The sequence below is a fragment of the Sporosarcina contaminans genome, from assembly GCF_042679045.1.
GTDB lineage: Bacteria > Bacillota > Bacilli > Bacillales_A > Planococcaceae > Sporosarcina > Sporosarcina contaminans.
In genome coordinates this window covers 14,466-37,349 of the sequence record NZ_JBHTLT010000020.1, presented here as the reverse complement: position 1 = coordinate 37,349, position 22,884 = coordinate 14,466, and the positions used below count along the sequence as shown (strand labels likewise).

General features: G+C 39.5%; 24 protein-coding genes. 21 read left to right on the top strand and 3 right to left on the bottom strand.

What is annotated here, in order from left to right; genetic code table 11:
• Window position 1: 1 nt before the first annotated feature.
• The 4 genes from ACFQ38_RS04215 to ACFQ38_RS04200 all read left to right on the top strand — a co-directional run bounded on the left by ACFQ38_RS04215 (window position 2) and on the right by ACFQ38_RS04200 (window position 3,704).
• Window positions 2-1,783: an ABC transporter ATP-binding protein gene (locus ACFQ38_RS04215; protein ID WP_336823970.1), complete on the top strand. Its 1,782-nt coding sequence runs from the start codon at window positions 2-4 to the stop codon at window positions 1,781-1,783.
• 303 nt (window positions 1,784-2,086) lie between these two features.
• The gene (locus ACFQ38_RS04210) at window positions 2,087-2,797 is read left to right on the top strand and encodes a cytochrome c biogenesis CcdA family protein (RefSeq protein ID WP_336823919.1); all 711 of its coding nucleotides are present in this window, start codon (window positions 2,087-2,089) and stop codon (window positions 2,795-2,797) included.
• 69 nt (window positions 2,798-2,866) lie between these two features.
• On the top strand, window positions 2,867-3,196 hold the full coding sequence (locus tag ACFQ38_RS04205; protein ID WP_336823920.1) for a thioredoxin family protein: 330 nt from the start codon (window positions 2,867-2,869) through the stop codon (window positions 3,194-3,196).
• The gene (locus ACFQ38_RS04200; protein WP_381479855.1) at window positions 3,189-3,704 is read left to right on the top strand and encodes a CcdC family protein; all 516 of its coding nucleotides are present in this window, start codon (window positions 3,189-3,191) and stop codon (window positions 3,702-3,704) included. Before ACFQ38_RS04205 ends, ACFQ38_RS04200 begins: the two co-directional genes overlap by 8 nt.
• A gap of 43 nt (window positions 3,705-3,747) precedes the next feature.
• On the opposite strand, the gene ACFQ38_RS04195 is transcribed toward ACFQ38_RS04200, so the two are convergent.
• Window positions 3,748-4,176 carry a DUF2621 family protein gene (locus tag ACFQ38_RS04195; RefSeq protein WP_336823971.1) on the bottom strand — a complete coding sequence of 143 codons (429 nt, stop codon included), beginning with the start codon at window positions 4,174-4,176 and terminating at the stop codon, window positions 3,748-3,750.
• 113 nt (window positions 4,177-4,289) lie between these two features.
• Here ACFQ38_RS04195 and ACFQ38_RS04190 point away from each other — a divergent pair, with 113 nt between their 5' ends.
• The 5 genes from ACFQ38_RS04190 (at window position 4,290) to ACFQ38_RS04170 (ending at window position 6,515) form a co-directional block, all read left to right on the top strand.
• Window positions 4,290-4,508, top strand: a complete 219-nt coding sequence (locus ACFQ38_RS04190; protein WP_336823922.1) for a DUF1659 domain-containing protein — start codon at window positions 4,290-4,292, stop codon at window positions 4,506-4,508.
• A gap of 13 nt (window positions 4,509-4,521) precedes the next feature.
• Window positions 4,522-4,740, top strand: coding sequence for a DUF2922 domain-containing protein (locus tag ACFQ38_RS04185; protein ID WP_336823923.1), 219 nt, complete (start codon window positions 4,522-4,524; stop codon window positions 4,738-4,740).
• A 79-nt stretch (window positions 4,741-4,819) separates the two neighbouring features.
• Window positions 4,820-4,948, top strand: coding sequence for a YvrJ family protein (locus ACFQ38_RS04180; protein WP_336823924.1), 129 nt, complete (start codon window positions 4,820-4,822; stop codon window positions 4,946-4,948).
• 121 nt (window positions 4,949-5,069) lie between these two features.
• Window positions 5,070-5,657, top strand: coding sequence for an SCO family protein (locus ACFQ38_RS04175; RefSeq protein ID WP_336823925.1), 588 nt, complete (start codon window positions 5,070-5,072; stop codon window positions 5,655-5,657).
• 180 nt (window positions 5,658-5,837) lie between these two features.
• On the top strand, window positions 5,838-6,515 hold the full coding sequence (locus ACFQ38_RS04170) for a lytic transglycosylase domain-containing protein (RefSeq protein WP_336823926.1): 678 nt from the start codon (window positions 5,838-5,840) through the stop codon (window positions 6,513-6,515).
• A 141-nt stretch (window positions 6,516-6,656) separates the two neighbouring features.
• Here the strand turns inward: ACFQ38_RS04170 and ACFQ38_RS04165 are convergent, their stop codons facing one another.
• Window positions 6,657-6,911 (bottom strand): GlsB/YeaQ/YmgE family stress response membrane protein, encoded by a 255-nt coding sequence (locus ACFQ38_RS04165; protein WP_336823927.1) that lies wholly within the window; start codon window positions 6,909-6,911, stop codon window positions 6,657-6,659.
• Window positions 6,912-7,024: 113 nt separating this feature from the next.
• Window positions 7,025-7,570 carry a cysteine hydrolase family protein gene (locus ACFQ38_RS04160; RefSeq protein WP_336823928.1) on the bottom strand — a complete coding sequence of 182 codons (546 nt, stop codon included), beginning with the start codon at window positions 7,568-7,570 and terminating at the stop codon, window positions 7,025-7,027.
• 242 nt (window positions 7,571-7,812) lie between these two features.
• Between ACFQ38_RS04160 and ACFQ38_RS04155 the strand changes: the two genes are divergently transcribed.
• The 12 genes from ACFQ38_RS04155 (at window position 7,813) to ACFQ38_RS04100 (ending at window position 22,861) form a co-directional block, all read left to right on the top strand.
• A complete protein-coding gene (locus ACFQ38_RS04155) occupies window positions 7,813-8,985 on the top strand; it encodes an alanine racemase (RefSeq protein WP_381479854.1) in 1,173 nt (390 codons plus the stop codon).
• Window positions 8,982-10,292, top strand: a complete 1,311-nt coding sequence (locus ACFQ38_RS04150) for a D-arabinono-1,4-lactone oxidase (protein WP_381479853.1) — start codon at window positions 8,982-8,984, stop codon at window positions 10,290-10,292. Before ACFQ38_RS04155 ends, ACFQ38_RS04150 begins: the two co-directional genes overlap by 4 nt.
• Before the next feature lie 153 nt (window positions 10,293-10,445).
• Entirely contained in the window at window positions 10,446-13,160 is a 2,715-nt protein-coding gene (gene acnA / locus ACFQ38_RS04145) for an aconitate hydratase AcnA (RefSeq protein ID WP_336823931.1), read from the top strand.
• A gap of 170 nt (window positions 13,161-13,330) precedes the next feature.
• Window positions 13,331-15,562, top strand: a complete 2,232-nt coding sequence (locus ACFQ38_RS04140) for a YcdB/YcdC domain-containing protein (protein ID WP_336823932.1) — start codon at window positions 13,331-13,333, stop codon at window positions 15,560-15,562.
• A 655-nt stretch (window positions 15,563-16,217) separates the two neighbouring features.
• Window positions 16,218-17,414, top strand: a complete 1,197-nt coding sequence (thrS, locus tag ACFQ38_RS04135; protein ID WP_336823933.1) for a threonine--tRNA ligase — start codon at window positions 16,218-16,220, stop codon at window positions 17,412-17,414.
• 90 nt (window positions 17,415-17,504) lie between these two features.
• Complete coding sequence (locus tag ACFQ38_RS04130; RefSeq protein WP_336823934.1) at window positions 17,505-18,002, top strand: RNA polymerase sigma factor; 498 nt, start codon at window positions 17,505-17,507, stop codon at window positions 18,000-18,002.
• On the top strand, window positions 18,003-18,923 hold the full coding sequence (locus tag ACFQ38_RS04125) for an anti sigma factor C-terminal domain-containing protein (RefSeq protein WP_336823935.1): 921 nt from the start codon (window positions 18,003-18,005) through the stop codon (window positions 18,921-18,923).
• A gap of 119 nt (window positions 18,924-19,042) precedes the next feature.
• Entirely contained in the window at window positions 19,043-19,429 is a 387-nt protein-coding gene (locus tag ACFQ38_RS04120) for a hypothetical protein (RefSeq protein WP_336823936.1), read from the top strand.
• 166 nt (window positions 19,430-19,595) lie between these two features.
• A complete protein-coding gene (locus tag ACFQ38_RS04115) occupies window positions 19,596-20,468 on the top strand; it encodes an alpha/beta fold hydrolase (RefSeq protein ID WP_336823937.1) in 873 nt (290 codons plus the stop codon).
• A gap of 68 nt (window positions 20,469-20,536) precedes the next feature.
• A complete protein-coding gene (locus ACFQ38_RS04110; protein ID WP_381479903.1) occupies window positions 20,537-21,052 on the top strand; it encodes a nucleotidyltransferase family protein in 516 nt (171 codons plus the stop codon).
• Window positions 21,053-21,163: 111 nt separating this feature from the next.
• Window positions 21,164-21,496: a DUF3889 domain-containing protein gene (locus ACFQ38_RS04105; protein ID WP_336823938.1), complete on the top strand. Its 333-nt coding sequence runs from the start codon at window positions 21,164-21,166 to the stop codon at window positions 21,494-21,496.
• 174 nt (window positions 21,497-21,670) lie between these two features.
• A complete protein-coding gene (locus ACFQ38_RS04100; RefSeq protein ID WP_381479852.1) occupies window positions 21,671-22,861 on the top strand; it encodes an MFS transporter in 1,191 nt (396 codons plus the stop codon).
• Window positions 22,862-22,884: the final 23 nt, after the last annotated feature.

Sequence of the window (22,884 nt, the reverse complement as noted above, 5' to 3'; positions counted from 1 at the left end):
AATGGAGAAACAGCCTAAATTGACGGCAAAAGATCAATGGGTCGTATTCAAACGACTGATGCGCTATGCAATTCCCCATAAGAAAAGCATTGCCATCGCATTGTTCTTCCTTGCACTGACAATTACGGGAAGCATCGTAGGGCCGCTTATTATCCAATCGTTCATCGATGATTATTTGACACCTTTACATTTCCCGAAAAATGAAGTGCTGACATTGGCGCTTATTTATATCGGTTTACAAGTGTTCATTGTTGTTATTTCTTATTTCCAGCAATTGCGCTTCCAAGATATTGCTCTTAGAATTATTCAGCAAATGCGTATTGATGTATTTACGAAAGTACAAGGGTTGGGCATGCGCTATTTTGACCGGACACCGGCTGGAAGTATCGTATCAAGGGTTACAAATGACACAGAGTCGATAAAAGAGATGTTTGTCAGTGTAATGGTCACTTTTTTACAAGCGATCTTCGTCATTATTGGAGTGTTCTTTGCCCTCTTCTCGCTTGATGTGAAACTGACATTCGTTTCCATGTTATTGTTGCCGTTATTCTTAATCATTATTATTGTTTATCGGCACTATAGTGCGGATTTCTATCAAGATCTTCGGGAGCGACTCAGCCAGTTGAATGCCAAAATTGCGGAATCATTGTCCGGAATGGGAATGATTCAAGCTTTCAGGCAGGAAGAGCGGTTGGCGAAGGAATTCGATGATATTAATGAAGGGCATTACCGGACAGGTATGCGGAATATTAAATTCGACAGTATTCTCTTGTCGCCATTTATAGATTTGCTCTATGCAATTGCCATTGTGTTCGTCTTAGGATATTTTGGTTTCCTTTCAATAGATCATGCAGTTGAAGTCGGCGTAATTTACGCTTTCACGACATTGATCGGCCGCTTATTTCATCCAGTCCAGGAAGTGATGCAGCGAATGTCCATTTTCCAGCAAGCTTTAGTATCCGCTTCACGCGTATTCAAGCTAATGGATGATCCGGACATGGAGCCGCAGCAAAATGAAGAAGGACAGAAGGAAATCGGAGAAGGAACAATCGAGTTCCGCAATGTAACTTTTTCATATGATGGCAAAAATGATGTTCTGAAAAATATTTCATTTACAGCGAATGCCGGCGAGACAGTCGCATTAGTCGGCCATACAGGTAGCGGAAAAAGCTCCATTATTAATTTGCTCATGCGTTTCTATGAATATAGCAAAGGAGAAATTTTAATTGATGGCATATCGTTGAAAGACTTACCGAAGTCGGAAATCCGAAAAAAGGTCGGTTTAGTTTTACAAGATCCATTCCTTTTCTACGGAGATATCGAAAGCAATATCCGATTGCATAATAAGTCTATGAGCGGGGAAGACGTTCGTGCTGCTGCAGAATTTGTCCAAGCAAATGAATTCATTGAAAAACTGCCGGAAAAATACGGACAGAAAGTGACGGAACGTGGTGCCACTTTCTCAAGCGGACAGCGCCAGCTCGTCGCTTTTGCCCGTACGATTGCAACAAATCCGAAAATTTTAGTGTTGGATGAAGCGACTGCGAACATTGATACAGAAACAGAAGTCGCAATCCAAAACAGTTTGGAGAAGATGCGGAAAGGGCGTACAACGATCGCAATCGCCCATCGACTAAGTACTATTCAGGATGCGGAGTTAATATTAGTTCTCCATCAAGGAGAGATTGTCGAGCGTGGGACGCATCAGCAACTTTTATCTCAAAAAGGTCTCTACTATATGATGTACCAACTTCAGAACGGCCTCATTGAGGATGCCATGTAACTTGAAAAAACCGACTGCTCATGCATGAACTGCACCCCAATTGTTAGACACCATCTAACAATTGAGGTGCAGTTTTTTGACTAAACTCACTGTAGAAGAAAAACTCTTAGCTGTTAATCGATTTTCAACTGTTGAGAAACGACAGAGAACTATAAAACCGCCCATAATAGAAGGTTGGATAGAAGCGCAAACAGCTTACAAATGTAACAATTGAAACGTTCATAAACTGTTCACAGTCAAAATGAGCGTAATTTACTCAAGGATTTGTTACGATGGGAGAAGAAAATTGAAGGGGAGAGAATGATGACGACTGATGTGAACGTATTTCTTGCCTTTGGAGCAGGCTTTTTAAGCTTTATATCGCCGTGCGTCTTGCCATTGTATCCAGCTTTCATATCCTATATTACGGGCATGTCCATTGAGGACTTGAATTCAGATTCGAAACGGATGAACCGCAACGGTATATTGCATACAATCTTCTTTTTATTAGGATTTTCGGTCGTATTCGTATTTTTAGGTTTCAGTACGTCTTTTATTGGGAACTTTTTTGTCCAGTATAAAGACTTGCTAAGACAGGTTGGTGCAATTTTCATCGTATTATTCGGATTAATGGTTATCGGCTTATTCACACCGAAGTTTTTAATGAAAGAACACCGTTTGCAATTTAAAAACCGCCCTGCCGGCTATTTGGGAACTGCATTGATCGGTCTTGCATTTTCTGCCGGTTGGCAACCATGCATGGGGCCAATTATAGGAGCGATTATCGGATTGTCTGCAGCAAATCCGGGGTCTGCCATGCTATATATGATGATGTATGTATTAGGGTTTGCGATTCCATTCTTTGTTTTATCATTCTTCATTACGCGCCTTGGATGGATTCGCAGAAATAGTAACCTCATCATGAAAATTGGTGGTTATGTTATGATTGCATTCGGCTTATTGCTATTTTTTGATGGCATTGTGTTCTTGACAAGCTTGCTGAGCCCGATCTTTGGAGATTTCCAAGGTTTTTAATTGTCCTTTGGATAATGTGTTAGCCATAATGAATAGAGAGATGTGCGCGTGGAAGTGGAGGAACCGCCGATGAATGAGATCGGATCGTTTAACGAATGGAATGAAAAGTTGGAACAGGAGCCGCAACTGTTGTTGTTCGTCAAAACAGATCATTGTTCTGTATGCGAAGGGCTTTATCCGCAAGTGAATGCGTTGACCGATGATTATCCTTTCCCTTTTTATAAGGTGAATGTTGCCGAAGTCCCTGAAATGGCAGGGCAGTTATCTTTATTTACAGCACCTGTCGTCCTATTATTTCATCAAGGCAGAGAAATGGCCCGCTTCGCCCGATTTGTTCAGATGGATCAGCTACGGCAACGGTTGGACGAATTGGCGGAATGGGGGAGGACCAATGATTAAATTGCAGGAAATAGTCGATTTTGTCTTTACAAAAATACCGTCCGTCTATTTAATTGTCGGTTCAACCGTTTTGTTTTTATTCATGGGGACGATGGCTTTCATTGTAAGATCTAAAGCTGCCAATAAACCAATTTCTCCCAAAAGAATTATTTTGCCGCCTCTGTTCATGTCAACAGGGGCGCTCATGTTTCTATTCGAGGAATTCCGTGTTGCGCTCCCTCAAATTTTTGAAGCAATCGGAGCGGGGTTGCTCTTTTCGATCATTTTAATAAAGACGACAAATTTTGAGCAAAAAGATAATCATCTCTATGTGAAAAAGTCAAAAGCATTCTTATTTATCCTGTTGGGTTTATTAGTCGTACGTCTTGTTGCAAAGCTCATTTTAAGCAGTTCCGTTGATGTAGGAGAATTGGCGGGGATGTTTTGGATATTAGCATTCGCCATGATATTGCCATGGCGGATTGGAATGTTAGTGAAGTATTATAAAATAAAAAGGAACTTCAATTAAAAAGACCTCCCCTACCGCATGTCCGCGGTAGGGGAGGTCTTTATCAATTAAATAAGTGCTCATAAGGGGTCATATCTACGTCCATAGAGCTCAGCTTTTTCCTTAGGAATTTGTGATCGCGCTTCGGTGTCGCTAATATATATCCGCGAATAATATGGTCAAAGCCGATCGTTTTCGCCCGATCTTCCAAGGCGATCTGCCCGATTTTGGATGCAATCTTCTGTTTAGCTACATCGCGAAACAGCTCAGGAACAGGGGACACGAGTTCATTTAACATAAGCTTCGCTTCTTCGTTCCAAAGATGAAGGGACTCGTTGACGTAATGTTCTTCCCAATCAAGTGTAGATTTGCCATCATCTTTCGGGAACACCTTCAAAAATTTGCGGAACATAAAAAATCCGCCAATGCCGAAGAAAACGATTAGGACAATACACCAGAAAACGATGAACCATATAAACCAATCTTGCAATATCTTCACCTCTTCCATACTACTACTCATTATAAGAGCAAACTAAAAAAAATACACGGACAATGTATCCTTTTTTCATTTGTTCTCTATATAACAAGTGAAAGGGGGGAAAGCAAATGGCGACGATCGAATTTAGGCAGGCGGTCGGTAAAGTGTATTTTGATGGTGGTATGACAGAAGAGGGGAAAATAATTCGGAAATCGAAATCTTATCGCAATATCGCGGAAGATGCAACTGCGGACGATTTATACAACGCTCTTTCACAGTTAGCGAATCTTTCTGAAATGTCTTTCATTGGCGCGGAAAAAGTAGAAACAGCAGAAATTATGAATTAAGGAGGTATGACAAATGGCGAAAACTTTACAATTACATTTTAACACTGCTGCCGGAAAGCAGACGACATTGTCTGTTGATAATCCAAGAGGAGATTTGACATCTGAAGAAGTCGAAGATGCGATGCAGCTCATTATTGATGCCAATGTATTTGAAGTGGATGGTTCCCCACTCGCTACGTTGAAAAGTGCTCGACTTATTGAGCGAAATGTAACCGAGCTTATAAGAGCATAAACAAACTACCGGTTCTACAGTTTTACACTGGGAACCGGTTTTCTGCTTACGCTGCATAATTAGGAAGGAGGCGTTCTAAATGGAACAATGGTTAGAACTGATTCAGCAAATCGGCTTTCCGATTTTCGTCTCATTTTATCTATTGCACCGAATTGAGTCTAAATTAGAAGCGATCCATAGCGCCCTCGTTTCTTTAAAAAAGGAATGAATGTGAAGTGAAGTTCAATCTTTCGACAAATTTTGGACAAGTTTGGGAGTAACCCCCGGTTGTTTGATAAACTCCCATCCACTATGATAAAGTAAGTATTGAAAAGTGGAGGAGTTTGCATATGCGAAAAATAACTTTTTTGGGCTTTTTAATGGCATGCATGCTCGTATTGGGAGCATGTTCATTTGGAGGATTCAAAGCAGACCACAAGTATAAGATCGAGCCCTTTGAATTTACCGATCAACAAAATGAAAAAGTGTCTCTTGACGATTTGAAAGGAACTGTTTGGCTTGCACAATTTATTTATACTAATTGTCCTGACGTTTGTTTGCCGATGATGGCTAACATGACTGACTTTCAAAGTATGTTAAAAGAGGAAGGCGTCGAAGACTATAAAATTGTTTCCTTCAGTGTAGATCCAGATTACGATACACCAGAAGTGCTGCAAGAGTATTTGGATACTTTTGATCCAGTCGATCAAAGCAAATGGGTAATGTTGACCGGATATAGCCCCAAAACAATTGAGGATTTGGCTATGGGTTCTTTTAAGACCGCTGTCCTAAGATCTCCAGAGGGGGGCGATATCACACACGGCATTACTTATAGCCTAGTCAATAAAGAAGGTGTCTCGGTCAAAACTTACAACGGTGTAGAAAACGTTCCATATGAGGAAATGATAAAAGATGTGAAAGCACTTATTAAAGAATAATCTTTGATATTCAATCTAAAGACAAAGCGTCAGCTGCCGAAATCTTAGAAGGCGGGATGGCCATTGGAATTTATAGTTCAGCAGATACCATATATTCCATTGAACTATAATAAATCCTTTCGGGATACTGCTCAAAAATCTGTTTTGGGATACGATTGATAGAAGGAAAAGGGTGGTGCAGTGAGTAAAAAGAAAAAGAAAGGGTTATCTGTTAAGACAAAGCTCTTGATGATTGTCTTATTGATACCGATCGCTGTCATTACCTTTACATTGACCGCAATAATTTGGACGGGCATACAGCATCCAGAACTTATAAAAAAGTCTGCAAGCACATTATTGGATATACAGGAACGACATACTGCAATGGAAATTCCAGAAGAATATATTCCCATTTATAAATCCGCAGCCGAAAAATATGGAATACCTTGGACGCTTTTAGCAGCCCACCATCGGATTGAAACACGATTCTCTACGATGGATCCGCTATTATCGCCAGCTGGTGCGGAAGGTCATATGCAATTTATGCCTTGTACTTTTGTTGGTTGGGGATATCCTGGTTGTGATGGATTAGGAAAAGGGAATATCCCAGAAGAAGACAAAACCAATCCGGAAATCATAAAGAAATATGGCGGATACGGAGTCGATGCAAATGGGGATGGTATTGCCGATCCATATGATATCGAAGACGCCATTTTCAGTGCTGCCAATTATCTTTCCAAAAGTGGGGCAGCTGAAGGGGAAATTGAAAAAGCAATTTTCCATTATAATCGAAGTGAAAAGTACGTAGAAGATGTCCTCTGGTTTTTCAATGAATTTGAAAACCATCGGATTGCGCTAGAAACTGGACAAGAACAGTAAAAACGTTGGAATCCCTTGAAGGGGGCTCCAACGTTTTTACATTGAATTACACCGATATGGAATTGCATATCGATTTTTTTGCGAATTCATACGATGTTTGTGAAAATGACACGATGACTTTCGCTAAAATATAGCGTTAAATCAAGTCGCTTTACGCATGGATTTCATAATGAGGCTCACAATGAAGACAAGGATAATCGCTCCTAAAAGTGCCGGCAAAATATAGAAGTCGGACACTCTTGGTCCCCAGTTACCGAGAAGCATTCCACCAACCCATGCACCGATGATACCGGCGATAATGTTGCCGATGATGCCCCCTGGAATGTCTTTACCTAATATAAGGCCAGCGAGCCAACCGATTACGCCTCCAATGATCAAAAACCAAATAAAACTCATTTTGTTCATCTCCTTTTCAGTATTTCATAATTGCCTCTGTAGTATTTGTAATATCCGTTATTTCGATACATCAAACATAATAAGCAAAAGAAAGACTGAAAAAAGATGGGAAATTAGTGTAAAACAGTTGCGCCTAAAGTGTTTTTGAAATGGCGTAGAGCCCATTCATGCCCAGCAGGATCAAAGCTTGCGACTCCTTTTTCGTGGACAACAATATCGAAGCCACGATTGTATGCATCAACAGCGGTATGCAATATGCAAATATCCGTACATACACCGACTAAATGCAATTCGGCTATGTCGCGCGCTCTTAATTGCATTTCCAAGTCGGTACCTGCAAACGCACTGTAGCGTGTTTTGTCCATCCAAAGAATTTTTTCTTTATATTCTTCATATAAGCTCTTAAGTTTACCGTACAGTTCTCTTCCTGACGTCCCCCGTATATTATGCGGTGGAAACAGTTTTGACTCTGGATGAAAAGGATCATTTAACTCATGTACGTCAACAGGCATAATTACGAGCTCTTCTTTTTCCAAGAATGATTTCGTCAGATTTGTAATATACTGCTCAAGAGCAATCCCTGCATGACCACAAGTTAAAGCACCATCTTCAGCGACAAAATCATACGTATAATCAATGACCAATAATGCCTTTTTCAATATATACACTCCCTTTTAGTTGCTCATTTATTATCATGCCATACTCACAATGATTTTGCAGTATATATATGTGTAAAGACACAACTTCTTTAAAAAACTATAATTTTTCAAGCACTAGAAGTTCCTTCATCTTAATAGATATACAAGTACAATAGATTATTTAAAAGAACCGAAGTATTGATTCATCATTAGATTCAGAATATACTTAATAGAATATTGATTTAAGTAAAGGAGGTGATCATTTGGATGAAGCATTGACCGCATTTGCACATTTGGCTCGGCCATTTGCTTGCATTGATCTCGAAGCTCTGGACTGGAATATTAAAATGGTGAATGTCCAGTCGAAAGGAAAAGATATTCGAATTGCTACAAAATCCATCCGGTCGGTAGAGTTGCTTCAATACATTGCAGAAAGATTGGACAATCATTCAGGATGGATGACATTTGATTGCCAAGAGACTCTTTTTTTGCTTGAAAGAGGATTCACTCACATTTTGCTTGGCTATCCGCAAATGGAAAGGGAGTCAATTGAGCTAATGATTCCTTATATTGCCCAAGGTGCGGACATAACATTCATGATCGACCGTGAGGAGCATTGGCGCTTACTGCATGAAATCGGTTTACAACATAATATTGTTTTGAAAGTATGTATCGATGTGAATGTCTCTACTGATTTCAAATGGATCTATTTCGGTACGCAGCGCTCTTCTCTGAAGCAGGTAGAAGATGTCAAAAGTCTTCTAATGAAAATGAAAGAGTTCCCCAATACGGAAGTCATTGGAATCATGGGCTATGAAGCACAAATCGCCGGTGTTGTGGATAGGCCGGTCATACGATGGCAGCAGCCGTTAATTCAATTTCTAAAAAAACGATCGATGACATTGATTGGACAGCTTCGGAGAGATACAGTAAATCAAATAAAAAAAGCGTGTCCATCTATTCAATTTGTTAACGGTGGCGGTTCAGGCAGCATAGATTTTACTGTTCAGGCAAAAGAAGTGACAGAGCTGACGATCGGATCCGCTTTTTATTTTCCTGCGCTTTTCTCAAGGTATAAACAATTGCCTTTTAAACCTGCTGCGTCTTATGCGCTTCGGGTCACTCGAATTCCAGAAGATGGAATCGCTGTTTGTCATGGCGGAGGTTATACGGCTTCAGGAGCAATCGGCATAGATAAAGCACCTGTACCTTTTTGGCCAAACAACCTGTATTTATTAAAAAATGAAGGGCCGGGAGAAGTCCAAACGCCATTATTGGACAAGGATCGTATTCTATCGGTTGGAGATACAGTGTTTTTCCGCCATGCAAAGGCTGGGGAGCTTTGTGAACGATTTCTAAAAATACACGGAAGGCGTGGAGACAAATATGTGAAAGCCTTTAAAACGTACAGGGGAGAAGGAGGATGTTTCATTTGACCGTTAAGAAGGGTAGTAGATGGACGAATTGGTCTCGCAATGTTACAGCATCGCTCGATTATTTTCATTATCCGGAGTCGATTGAGGACATACAGCAATTGGTCGATAGCTGCAGAGTTCGGGGGAAGACCCTTCGAGCAATCGGTGCAGGGCATTCTTTTAGCAAAGTTGCGTGTCCTGATGATGAAGCGGTATCACTGGACAAATTAAGAGGATTGGTTTCCTTCGATAGGGAAGCGATGGAAGCTACTTTTTGGGCAGGTACATATTTATACGAAGCAGCGCCAATTCTATCAGAGATCGGCATGGGATTTGAAAACATGGGAGATATTCAACAGCAAACTTTGGCAGGCGCTGTCAGCACCGGTACGCATGGAACAGGGATTAAATTCGGTTCTTTGTCTAGCCAAGTTGTTGCATGGACGTATATCGACGGCAACGGTATTTTGCGTCACCATAGAAGAGCAGACGATGATTTGTCCAAAGCGTTAAGTGTCTCTTTAGGCCTTTTCGGGGTTCTTGTCAAACTCACCTTCCGCACGGTTCCACTCTATAGCCTGCACGTGTCAAGCAGAAAGGTTAACATTAATATGGCTATAGCAGAATGGGATGAGTCATTATATAAGAATAGACATATGGAATGGTTTTACTTTCCTGGAAATGAAAATGTCCAAGTGAAAGAGATGAACGATGTCCCATTGGTAAAACAAAGCAAAGAGTCGAAGGCGATTGATTTTATTTCAAATGGAGTTGTCGAAACAGCCGGTTTTAAATTAATGTCAGAGCTATGCCGATTAAAACCGGCCTATTCTCGCAAAATGACCCAAATTGCAGCATCAGCCATTCCGAATAGCGATAAAAAAGGACTTTATTTCGAGATTTTCCCTTCACCTAGACGAGTCAAATTTACAGAGACTGAATATGCCATTCCTCTAAAAAGGTTTCAAGAGTGCATAGTAGAAATGCATGAATTATTGAAAGCACATCCTTTTTATGTTCACTTTCCGATTGAATGCCGAACGACAGCTGGCGAAGATGCATTACTGAGCCCTACACAAGGGGAAGAAAGTGCATTTATCGCTTTTCATATGTACAAAGGAATGGACAATGGACCGTATTTCAAATGGGTAAATCGCATTATGAAATCTTACGGGGGAAGACCACATTTTGGCAAAATGAATAATTTGACATATACAGAAATGGTCAAGCTTTATCCGAAAATTGATCTTTTCAAAAAGTTACGTAAGGAATTTGATCCGTATGGCGTCTTCATGACCTCTTATTTTAGAGAGATTTTAGGAGAGTAAGAAGCTGAAACGCAACAGATAATGAGTCATTCGATTTTCTTATGATAGACTATAAATTATAAGTATTTTACTTATGAACATTGCTGTAATATGATGGAGTAGAGAAAAGATGCTTATTTACGGCCTTTTCAGTAGATAAAGGAGGAAATCACAATGGCAAAAAGCAACTTGCACAATAGCCGCCAATCATTCGAGTTGAATGGTAAGACGTATAATTATTATCGTCTAAAAGCTCTCGAAGAAGCCGGCATTGCAAATGTTTCAAGACTGCCTTACTCAGTCAAAGTGCTACTTGAATCCGTCTTGCGCCAACATGACGGCTATGTAATTAAAGATGAACACGTTGAAAACTTGGCAAAATGGGGCAAGGATGCAGATAAGGACGCAGAAGTTCCTTTCAAGCCATCGCGCGTCATCCTACAAGACTTCACTGGAGTTCCAGTTGTAGTTGACCTTGCTTCCCTTCGTTCAGCTATGGCTGAAATGGGTGGAGATCCAAACAAAATCAATCCTGAAATTCCAGTCGATCTTGTTATCGACCACTCCGTACAAGTTGACCGCTATGGCTCGCCTGAAGCGTTAAGACTTAATATGGAGCTTGAATTCGAGCGTAACGCTGAGCGTTATCAATTCCTAAGCTGGGCGCAAAAAGCGTACGATAACTATCGTGCTGTTCCTCCTGCAACAGGTATTGTTCACCAAGTGAACCTTGAATACCTTGCAAGCGTTGTCCATGAAGTGGAAAACGAAGACGGAACATTTGAAACGTACCCGGACACACTTGTCGGTACTGACTCCCATACAACAATGATTAACGGAATCGGCGTCTTAGGATGGGGCGTAGGTGGTATCGAAGCTGAAGCGGGCATGCTTGGCCAACCGTCATACTTCCCAATTCCTGAAGTGATCGGTGTAAAACTTGTAGGAGAACTTCCAAACGGAACAACTGCGACAGACCTTGCGCTTAAAGTGACGCAAACACTTCGTGCACATGGCGTTGTTGGTAAATTCGTTGAATTCTTTGGACCTGGCGTATCTAAATTGCCGCTTGCAGACCGTGCTACAATTGCTAACATGGCTCCTGAATACGGTGCAACTTGTGGATTCTTCCCAGTGGACGAAGAGTCACTTGATTATATGCGTCTAACAGGACGTGATGAAGAGCATATTCAAGTTGTCAAGAAATATCTTGAAGAAAATGACATGTTCTTCACTGCAGATAAAGAAGATCCGACTTATACAGAAGTGATCGAAATCGATCTTACAAAAATTGAAGCAAATCTATCTGGTCCTAAACGTCCACAAGATTTGATTCCACTTTCTGAATTACAGCGTTCATTCAGAGATTCCGTAGTGGCTCCTGAAGGAAACCAAGGTTTCGGATTGACGCCTAAAGAATTCGAAAAACAAGGAACAGTCGAGTTTGCAGACGGCCGTACAGTAGGCATGAAAACTGGAGACCTTGCAATTGCAGCGATTACGTCTTGTACAAACACTTCCAACCCTTACGTTATGTTAGGCGCAGGGCTTGTTGCGAAAAAAGCTGTTGAAAAAGGACTTACACCTCCTGCATATGTAAAAACATCACTTGCACCAGGTTCAAAAGTCGTTACTGGCTACTTGGAAGACTCCGGTCTCTCTAAATACCTGGATCAAATCGGATTCAACACAGTCGGTTATGGATGTACGACATGTATCGGAAACTCCGGTCCACTTCTTCCTGAAATCGAAAAAACGATTACAGAAAACGACTTGTTAGTTTCATCTGTCCTATCCGGTAACCGTAACTTCGAAGGACGTATCCACCCACTCGTAAAAGCGAACTACTTGGCTTCACCACCGCTTGTAGTAGCTTATGCGCTTGCTGGAACAGTCGACATTGATTTCGAAAAAGATCCGATCGGCAAAGCGAAAGACGGCACAGATGTTTACTTTAAAGATATTTGGCCAACATCGGAAGAAGTGCAGGAAGTCGTAAAAGCGACGGTTACACCTGACTTGTTCCGTAAAGAGTATGCACGCGTATTCACTGAAAACGAAGCATGGAATGCAATCGAAACAACGGATGATTCCTTGTACGATTTCGATGAAAACTCAACATATATCCAAAACCCACCGTTCTTCGAAGGACTTTCGAAAGAACCGGGCGATATTAAAACATTGTCAGGCCTACGCGTCATCGGTAAGTTCGGTGATTCAATCACAACTGACCATATTTCACCTGCAGGTGCGATCGGTAAAGATACACCAGCTGGTAAATACTTGCGCGAGCGCGGTGTAGAACCACGTTACTTCAACTCATACGGTTCACGCCGTGGTAACCATGAAGTCATGATGCGCGGTACATTTGCGAATATCCGCATTCGTAACCAAATTGCAAAAGGTACAGAAGGCGGCTTCACAACGTACTGGCCGACAAAAGAAATCATGCCAATCTATGACGCAGCGATGAAATATCAAGCTGACGGTACAGGCCTTGCAATCATTGCAGGTAAAGATTATGGCATGGGCTCTTCACGTGACTGGGCTGCAAAAGGTACTTCACTACTCGGCATCAAAACAGTCATCGCGGAAAGCTATGAGCGTATCCACCGTTCAAACCTTGTCATGATGGGTGTTCTTCCACTTCAATTCATGAATGGAGATAGCGCAGAAACACTTGGCCTTACTGGCGAAGAAGAAATTAGCGTTAACATCGCAGAAGGCGTAAAACCTCGTGATATCTTGAAAGTGACAGCAACTTCAAAAGACGGCTCTGTTAAAGAGTTCGACGTATTGGCTCGTTTCGACTCCGAAGTTGAAATCGACTACTACCGTCACGGTGGAATCCTTCAAATGGTCCTTCGTGATAAAATGAAAAATAACTAATAAGTACAAAGAAGGCGTCCGAGTAAAATCGGGCGCCTTTTTTCAATTATTATTTAAAGAAAAAATATGCTTTTTTAGTCAAAGCTATGTCTTTTCTTCATTGGACAATCATACAATCTAAAGATCGCTTTCGTAGATAAAATGAAATTTTGAATATAGGAGGTTTTTGAATGAAAATGAATAAAGTCGGTATAATGTTAACCTCTTCTGTTTTGTCTTTTGGATTGTTTTCATCGATTGCCGATGCTTCGTCTATTACGAATGGACAACCAGAAAAGGCGAAGATTCAAGTTGCTGCGACTGATGCTGTCATTACAAAAGATGAGTTGATCAAGAAGTTTCGAAAAATGTTCCCAAATCAGTTTGATTATTTAACGAATAATGATTTTCAAGTGAGCAGCGCGCATATTTATCCAGAAGATGAAACGGTGCGGCATGATTTATATTTTAGTAAGACAATTAACGGGAAACGAGTATACGGTAATGTAGGCTTTATTGGGAATGAACTGGAGATTGAATACTTTTCCTATCAACCGCCTACTATAACAGATGCATTATTCCCAGCAAAAGTTTCAAAAGAAGAAGCTAAGAAAATCGCAGAAAACTTCATAAAGAAATTTCTCGATGGAAAAGACTATCAATTAGAAACAGATGCGTTACAGTATTATCCGCAACAAATATTAACAGAGCCAATTCGTTATTCATTTATTTACACACGTACACAAAATGAAGTTCCCATTGCCGATCAAAGAGTGGAAGTGTCTGTTTTAGGAAATGGTGAAGTCGTTAATTTTTACAAAATATCTCCACAGTTAAAATCTGTTACTTTTAGTGACGTTACAAAAATCATAGATAAAGAGGTCATACTAAAAAAGGTAAAAGAAAATCTTGCTGTAGATTTAAATTATCAAATAAACTATAATTACCCAACTGGAGACCGGAGTGTAGAACTCATCTATCGCCCAACAGCGAAATTGACAGGGATTGAAGCGATATCAGGGAAATGGATGACAACAAACGGATATGCAGAAGAATTATCGAAGAATACAAAAATTGATCCAATTGCAGCAAATCCATTCCCAGTAAAACAAGGGAGCATTACTGTAGAAGATGCGAAGAAAATTGCTGAACGTTTTCTAGCGATTGATTCAGATAAACTAAAATTAAAAATTGAATCCATACAGGAGATCGAAAACTATAACGGGCAGGCAGTCATCAACGTACATTATACGTATAACTATGCAAATGGAAGCTCTGGATCTAGTATAGAGATTAATAAAAATACTGGAGAAATCATCCAATACTACGACATGAAGGATTACATTTTGAGGGATATTGGAGAAGCTCCAAAAATAGATAAAATGATTCCCGAACAGGAAGCGCTTACTAAAGCCGTAAACTATTTAAAAGAATGGACCCCTTCTTATTTGCACAATTATGCAATGCCGATCGAAGAACCTTATTATGACGAAAGGGTAGGTACCTACCAATTTATTTTTCCAAGAATTATGAATGGAATTATTGTTGCAGGCGATCAAATTAGTGTAGGGATCAATGTGGATGGTTCATTAAACAGTTTATACGTCAATTATCAAGAAATAGATAATTGGCCATCCAGTGAGGAAGTGATTTCAGAGCAAAAGGCAAAGGCCATTTTGGAAGAGGCACTTGATGTTAAGCTTTCGTATATGAACCATGTGAGAGCTGAACAAGAAAACCATTATGATTTAATTTATACGCCGGTTTTTAATGATGATCCATTTAGTTATATAAATGCAACTACAGGGGAATGGAATAACATGTTTAGCAACAAAGATTCAATAACTGTTACACATCCTTGGGCGGAAGAAGAACTTAATTATTTAATTAACGCCAAAGTGATGGAAGTAAAAGATGTGAAGAACTTCACTGGCGATTCTGCAATTACAAAAGGAGAAGCTTTGAAAGTAATCCTAAATTCACTTACGTATTTCTATCACGGCAATAGTTATTACGGCCAGGAAAGCACGAATCAAACCTTTGAAAATATTGACCCTCAACATCCTCTATATGATGAGATCGAACGTGCGGTTGGAATGGGTATAATCAAAGCAGATCGCCCAACATTTGATGCTGATGCTCCGATTACAAGAGAAGAACTTTCCGTTTGGATGATCCGCGTTTTGGGATTAGAGCGGGCAGCAAAAGACAACAGTATATATAAGCTTGGCTTTTCAGATGCCGATCAAATACAAACTGAAAATACGGGCTATGTAGCAATGGCAAGCTCGATGGGTCTTATAAAAGCTGAACAAAATCATTTCAGTCCTACTCGTGAAGTGACATACGCAGAGTTGGCAGTGTCAACAATTCGTCTCGCTCATGCAATTGCTGAGAGCGGCAGAGGACTTCAGTATTATTGACGGATGCATTCGTGCAATGCTTTTCTTCACCTCGCACAAAAATAACAAATTGTCCTTGACATTCATAAACTATTCACATATAATTCAATACAATTAAAATTCATAAACATGCATTGATAAGGACATGAATCATTTCGTAAGCTTTACAGAGAACAGGATCATAGCTGAAAATCCTNTAGAGGACTGCATTGGCAGAAAACTATGATCGGGAGACCGTTATCCTTTGAGCACCATGGTACTTGTTTTACTTGACAAGTTATTGTTTCAGCATGGTGGAAGTAGGGTGGTACCACGACCGCATTCGTCCCTTTATTTGGGAGGAATGCGGTTTTTTATTTGTTACAAAAGGTTAAAACTGAATAATATGCGCTGAGAAGGACACGAACCATTTTGAAAGCTTTACAGAGAACGGGATGATAGCTGAGAGTTCCGTAGTGGAAGAAATGGTTTACCACCTTTGAGCTATTATAGAGGACTGCATTGGCAGAAAACTATGATCGGGAGACCGTTATCCTTTGAGCACCATGGTACTTGTTTTACTTGACAAGTTATTGTTTCAGCATGGTGGAAGTAGGGTGGCACCACGACCGCATTCGTCCCTTTATTTGGGAGGAATGCGGTTTTTTAAATTATAAATAAAATAGGAGGAATTACAATGTCAGTACAAAAGGAAATTGAAATAAGGAACCATCGTAAATTAGGCGAGGAGCTTGAATTGTTCATGTCGTCAGAGGAATCACCGGGCATGCCGTTTTATTTGCCAAAAGGAATGATTATTCGAAATGAGTTGGAGCAATTTTGGAAACGGAAGCATCAGGAAGCGGGTTATGAGGAGATCAAAACGCCGATTATGATGAAACAGGAGCTATGGGAGCAATCCGGACATTGGGATCACTATCATGAAAACATGTACTTTTCCGATGTGGACGAACAGCAATATGCATTGAAACCGATGAACTGCCCTGGGGCGATGCTCATCTTCAACCATAAACGGAGAAGCTACAGGGAGTTGCCGATTCGCTATGCAGAATTAGGATTGGTACACCGTCACGAACTTTCTGGTTCATTGAATGGACTACTAAGAGTTCGGGCATTTACACAAGATGATGCACATCTATTCGTTCGAAAAGATCAAATTGAACGGGAAGTGGATCGTGTATTGGATTTGATCGACGAGATCTACTCGAAGTTCGGTTTTAGTTATGAAGTCGAATTATCGACAAGGCCGGAAAATTATATGGGCTCTATCGATTTGTGGAATGAAGCAGAACAATCGCTTGAAAAAGTATTGAAACAAAGAGGAATGGCCTATCGAATTAATACAGGAGATGGAGCATTTTATGGTCCGAAAATTGATTTTCACATACTGGACTCGTTAGGACGAAGCTGGCAATGCGGTACAGTTCAACTGGACTTTCAAATGCCTGGGAAGTTCAATTGTCGATACATTAATGAACAAAATGAACTTGAGTTGCCAATTATTATCCATCGTGCGATTTTCGGTTCAGTCGAAAGATTTCTTGCAATCTTAGTTGAACATTATGCAGGGGAATTCCCATTATGGCTCGCACCTGAACAAGTGAGAATCATTCCAATAGCTGATAGGCATGTTCCCTATGCCGAAGTAGTGAAGAAAGAGCTTGTTGCAAAGGGATATCGCGTAACAATAGATGACCGTGCGGAAAAGATAGGGTTGAAAATTAGGGAATCAGAGAAGCAGAAGGTTCCTTACATGATGATTGTTGGTGATCAGGAAGTTGAAAATCAAAAGGTTTCCGTCCGGAAGCGAAAAGAAGGGGATATTGGACAATTACAGCTTAATGATGCGGTAGAAATGTTATCATACCCCTGAAAAAGTGCCCCTAACGGCACTTTTTTCAAGGTTACTATTATCTTGTTCACTTTTTGCGTACAAAAACGTTATAGAAAAGGGAGGTTGAAAATGGATGAAATGACATTAGAGAAAAAACTATTCCAGTATTTACAGATTGTCCTAAATTATTTAATAAAGATGGGTGCCACTAGGGAAGATGCAGAAGATATTATCCAAAACACTGCTTATAAATTTATTAAATATATGGATGTGATACAGCCTAATACAATTAAAAGTTGGCTATTTCGCGTAGCGATCAATGAATACTACGATTTATGCAGAAAACAAAAACGAAGAAAAGAGCATATTTTATCGATTGATATGGAACAGTTATCTAAGGGGATAACAGCCGAAGAAGAAGTTTTGCAGCGAGAAACTGGCAAAGAGATAACAGAAACTTTACAAAAGGTAAGCAGCAAGCATCGTGAATTTTTAATACTAAAATATAGCACCGGTTTGACCATACAGGAAATTGCTGAGATGTATGGAATGCAACCAGATTCAGTTAAAACTACGTTATATCGAGCAAGGAAGCAATTTATAAGTAAATTTAGGAGGCAAATATAAATGGAAGAAGAAAGATTATCTTTTCATGATCCTGACTTTTCGAAACTTGTAAAAAAGGCAAAAAGAACTTCATACATAAAAAATATTGTTATTTCAGTTTTGGTCAGCCTATTATCTCTCACATTCGTATATATGGCTGGCTCGTATATAATGCAATACCGTTTAGAACGCCAATCTGAAATTGATAATGCATGGCATTATGTAAAGGGGGCAAATGTCGAGGACGCAGGAACGTCGTATATTTATTCGCCTTTTGGTGCTTCAGCGGTAAATGAACAAATTAAAAATATGGATGGAATTCTTTTCCCTTGGGGTAAACGGCAGCAGTCCTTTACGATATTCGGAAGTTCAAATTCGACTAAATCACTCAATATGTTTGGTATGGGAACAATAACTGACAAGAGAATCCCTCTATATTATCAAGGAGAGCGTGTTATAGAGTTTTTTCACCCGACCATAAATTATGAATATCTTCCTGACGAACGGAATTTACTGTTTGAAATTGATGAAAAGAAAGTTGTTGAATACGCTTTTTCATTTGATCGTTCTTATTCAATTAAAGAGGTTGAAAAAATGTTTTCGAATCATATAAGCTGGTTCTGGGTGGATACATATTCGAAAGAGGAATTGAACAGCGATGATGCAACTGGTTTTATTGGATTTGATACGTTCGGGTTCTCTCAAGCAAGCGGACCTACGTCTTTTGTCCAGCAATTAGAGTGGTTAGAGGAAAATGGTGGACAGTATAAAAAACCAACAAAGAAGATGATAAATGCATTGAAAGATAAGGGTAAATGGGAAGCTGAAAGTTTGCCTATTATAGGTGTTGTTGTGACAGGGCAACCTAATGAATTAAAACAATTTTTGGATGCACCCTATATTAGGACTGCCGTCTTAGGTGTTACGGTTGATCGATATTGAACGAGAATTTTTTTAAAAGAACCTCGAAAGGGTTCTTTTTTTTGTTTACTATTCGCAACAGAAAACGTAATAGTATTGAAGAGTTATTAATACTTACATAAGAGAGGGAGGACTTCAAATTGAGCAAGCCTATTTTAAAATATTTTCTTATTGGGATGATTGCTTCATTCGTAGTCGTTTACGGATCTGCTATTTTGTTAGTATGGACAACTGGTGAAGCTTTTATTGACGGGGATATAGGTAACTTGAATTATGCTTATTTATCGATTTTTATCGGTTTAGGAATTGGTGCGAGTACTTTTATTCCTGCTCAACAGCAACTGCAGCCATTAATGATTGGCGGCCTGCTATTTACAATCATATTTAGTAGTTTTCATATTGTTTCAGTTTGGAATATCGAACAAGTAAATGAAGAAACCTTGTTAAGAACTTTAATCGTCTTACCGATCACAGCATTTCTGATAATGGCAGCTGCACGTATAGGAGCGAGCACAAAGTGCAGCTAAGTGCACAGAGAATCTCCTTGCGTTTGTGAACACAAAATACTTATCAATGACAGTATACTTATACTACAAGCGGTAACTATGCTTGGTTATTTTTCTATTTCTTTTCATAAATAGGAAAGTTATAATTAATTATAGTTAGAAAATATCGAACTATGGGGGCTCTGACATGTGGACACAAAGATTCGTTGAAACGGCGAGAGGAACGTTTGAAATTTTTGAAAAAGGGGAAGGCGAGCCGTTAGCCGTCACTCATCTATACAGTGAATATGATGAACGTGGAAATGCGTTCGCAAATCCTTTTACGGATTATTATTATGTCTACCTCATCAATTTACGCGGAGCAGGGAAATCAGAGTGTGCACAATCAGAAGAGCAATATAGTATGAAAGAGTCCGTATTAGATTTGGAAGCGATACGAGAAGCGCTCCATTTGCCGAAATGGGGATTTGCAGGACATTCGACAGGAGGCATGCTATCTCTTGTATATGCTGTGATGCGAAAAGAATCATTAACGAAAATTATCGCTGGCGGCACTGCTGCAAGCATTGAATATAGTGCAGATCCAGACAGTATTTATTGTCGAGAAAATCCGAATTTCGAACGCATCGTTGAAATAATGAATCGACTCGATACACCAGACGTAGCATTGGAGGAAAGGCGTGCTTTAGGCCGTGAATGGAATTTGATGTCTTTTCATTCGGAAGAGAAAATGGAGTTGGCTTTTCAGAAACCAAATAGTGGCAAGACGGTCGGGGATCGATTGACGTATTTCAGAAAAGTGGACTGCAAGACGTATGATGTCAGGGATGATTTGAAACAAATTGACTTACCGGCTTATATATATGCAGGTACATACGATGCCCAATGCCCGCATAAATTCGGTGTTGAAATAGCAGAATGCCTTCCAAATGCTACATTCACTTCATTTGACTATAGCAATCATTATCCATTTTTTGAGGAAGAAGAGAAGTTTGCGGCGTTCGTCAGAAGTACTTTGAATCGTACCGAGTTAGTTTCTTCAACGAGACAGACAGACTGAATTGGAAAGAGGTAGTCCTAGTGTTAGATGAGAATAAAATCATATCTATTATTAAAGAAGACAAATGGATGATGGAGCTTTTAAAATTAGTTGAATCTTTACACTTACCGGATTGGTGGATTTGTGCCGGCTTTGTTAGATCAATAGTATGGGATATATTACATAATTTCGAAGAAAGAACGCCCCTTGCAGATATCGATGTGATTTATTTTGATCCAAAAAATATAGACGAAGCTGCAGATCTATTTCTTGAAGAAAAATTATCTTTTCTTAACCCAACTGTCCCTTGGTCGGTAAAGAATGAAGCAAGAATGCATGTGAAAAGCAATATGCCTCCATATCAATCATCTGTCGATGCGATCTCCAAGTTTCCTGAAACAGCTACCGCTATTGGAGTAAAATTGGATGACCAAGATCGTATCGTATTAACAGCACCCCATGGCATCAAGGACTTAATAAATTTAGAAGTTAAGCCTACTATTCACTTCCAAAAGAAGAAAGAACGGATTGCCATTTATAAAAATCGAATCAACCAAAAGAATTGGAAATTGAGATGGAACCAATTAAAAATCCATTATAACTAAAAGTAATAATCGCAAATTAAATTGCAGTTACTAAGAATCTTGTTTAAAGCATCTCCAATATAGAATGATTCATGGAGAATGATTCATCCTATTCAAAAGGAGATGTGCTTAATGAGGAAAGAATTATTCATTGCATTTGCCATTACAGCAACAGCCCATTCAGTACATAGCATTCTGTTGCCAAATGTTTCTGCACAACAACAAATTCCTTCTTATGCAAAATGGTCCCAGATCGCCATTAAAGAAACGGCATTAAAATATCCGAACGCAAATGTGATTGATTACTTGCACATAGGCAAAGTGGTGCATGATGGTATGACGATTGAAAAGTTTAAACTGTGGTTAAAAGAAGGTAACAGGGAATTCGGTATGATCGTTAACGTAAAATATCTAACGGAAACTGAACAGTTAGTCGACATTGAATTTCAAGAAACGACAAGATAAAGCAAACCGATCGCCAAGTAAAACAGAAATTTCACTATACAGTAGCAATCAAAATTTGCGATAAATTCATCCCCCGATTTGTCCGTTACGTAAAGGAGAATGATAGAGATGTTTCGTCCAATTTAAAAACCCCCGAAAATAAGTAATGTAAGCTTTAAACAATGGGAGATATATATGAAATTTAATAAAAACTATTTTTTACTTGTAACCGGCCAGTCGATTGCGAATATTGGTGACGTGCTTTATATGCTCAGCGTTATTAGTACCATTTTTGCTTTAACAGGTTCGGCAGCTGCATCTTCATTTGTTCCATTTACAATTACTACGTCTATGTTTCTATCAAGTTTGTTAACGCCATTAATTATCGGAAAAGTGAATCTGAAATGGATCTTGGCAAGTTCACAAATCGGCAAAACAGTATTGCTCACTTTTCTTTGCTTGTCCTTACATGCCATTACAGTTTCCAATTATTATTTGCTTTTTATAATGATCGGGATGATTGCTTTTCTTGATGGCTGCGCGAACCCAATCAAACAGACGCTAATACCACATTACGTAAAGGATGAGCATTTGTTGAAAGCGAATGGTATATCTGAATCGGTTACGCAAACGATTCAAACGATTATGTGGTTTGCCGGAAGCCTTTTATTAGTCGCATTAGGACCAGTTCAACTAACATGGGCGGTAGTTGGCTTATTTATGATATCAAGCATGTTATTATGCCTACTCCAAAATGTAACTCATCAGAAAAACGAGGAAACAGGAAAGTTGGAGCAAATAAAAGAAGGCTGGATTAAATTATTTCAAACGCCTGTCTTGCGGAAAATCGCCTGGATTGAATCCGTTGAAACAATTGCAGGGACAGTTTGGATTGCCGCTATATTGTATGTTTTTGTAAGCGATGCATTAAACGTAGATGAAAAATGGTGGGGGTTTATTAACGGAGCATTCTTTTTCGGGTTAATTATTGGAAGTGTCTATTGTATAAAATACGCTGCTTTTATTCAAAAGAGGGTAGGAACTTCTATCTTCATTGGCTCGCTTGCGTGTTGCGTCGTAACATTGCTGTTTAGCTTTAATCGTTTCCCTATTATCGCTCTAATTTTATCATTATGCATTGGATTTTTTGGGCAATTAAAGAGCATACCTTTGGAAACAATCATACAAAAAAGTGTGCCGAAGGAGCAATTGGCTGCTGTATATACCTCTTTAGGTACTTTAGGAACGGGCCTTTTTGGCATCAGCTCTGTCATGATGGGAATTTTGTCAGATATAATTGGCGTTCAAATGGTATTTATGTTATCAGGTGTAATGCTATTAATAGGAACGGTCGTACTATTTAGAAGTAGAAAATTGTTTACTTAAATGGAAAAACAATCAACTTTACA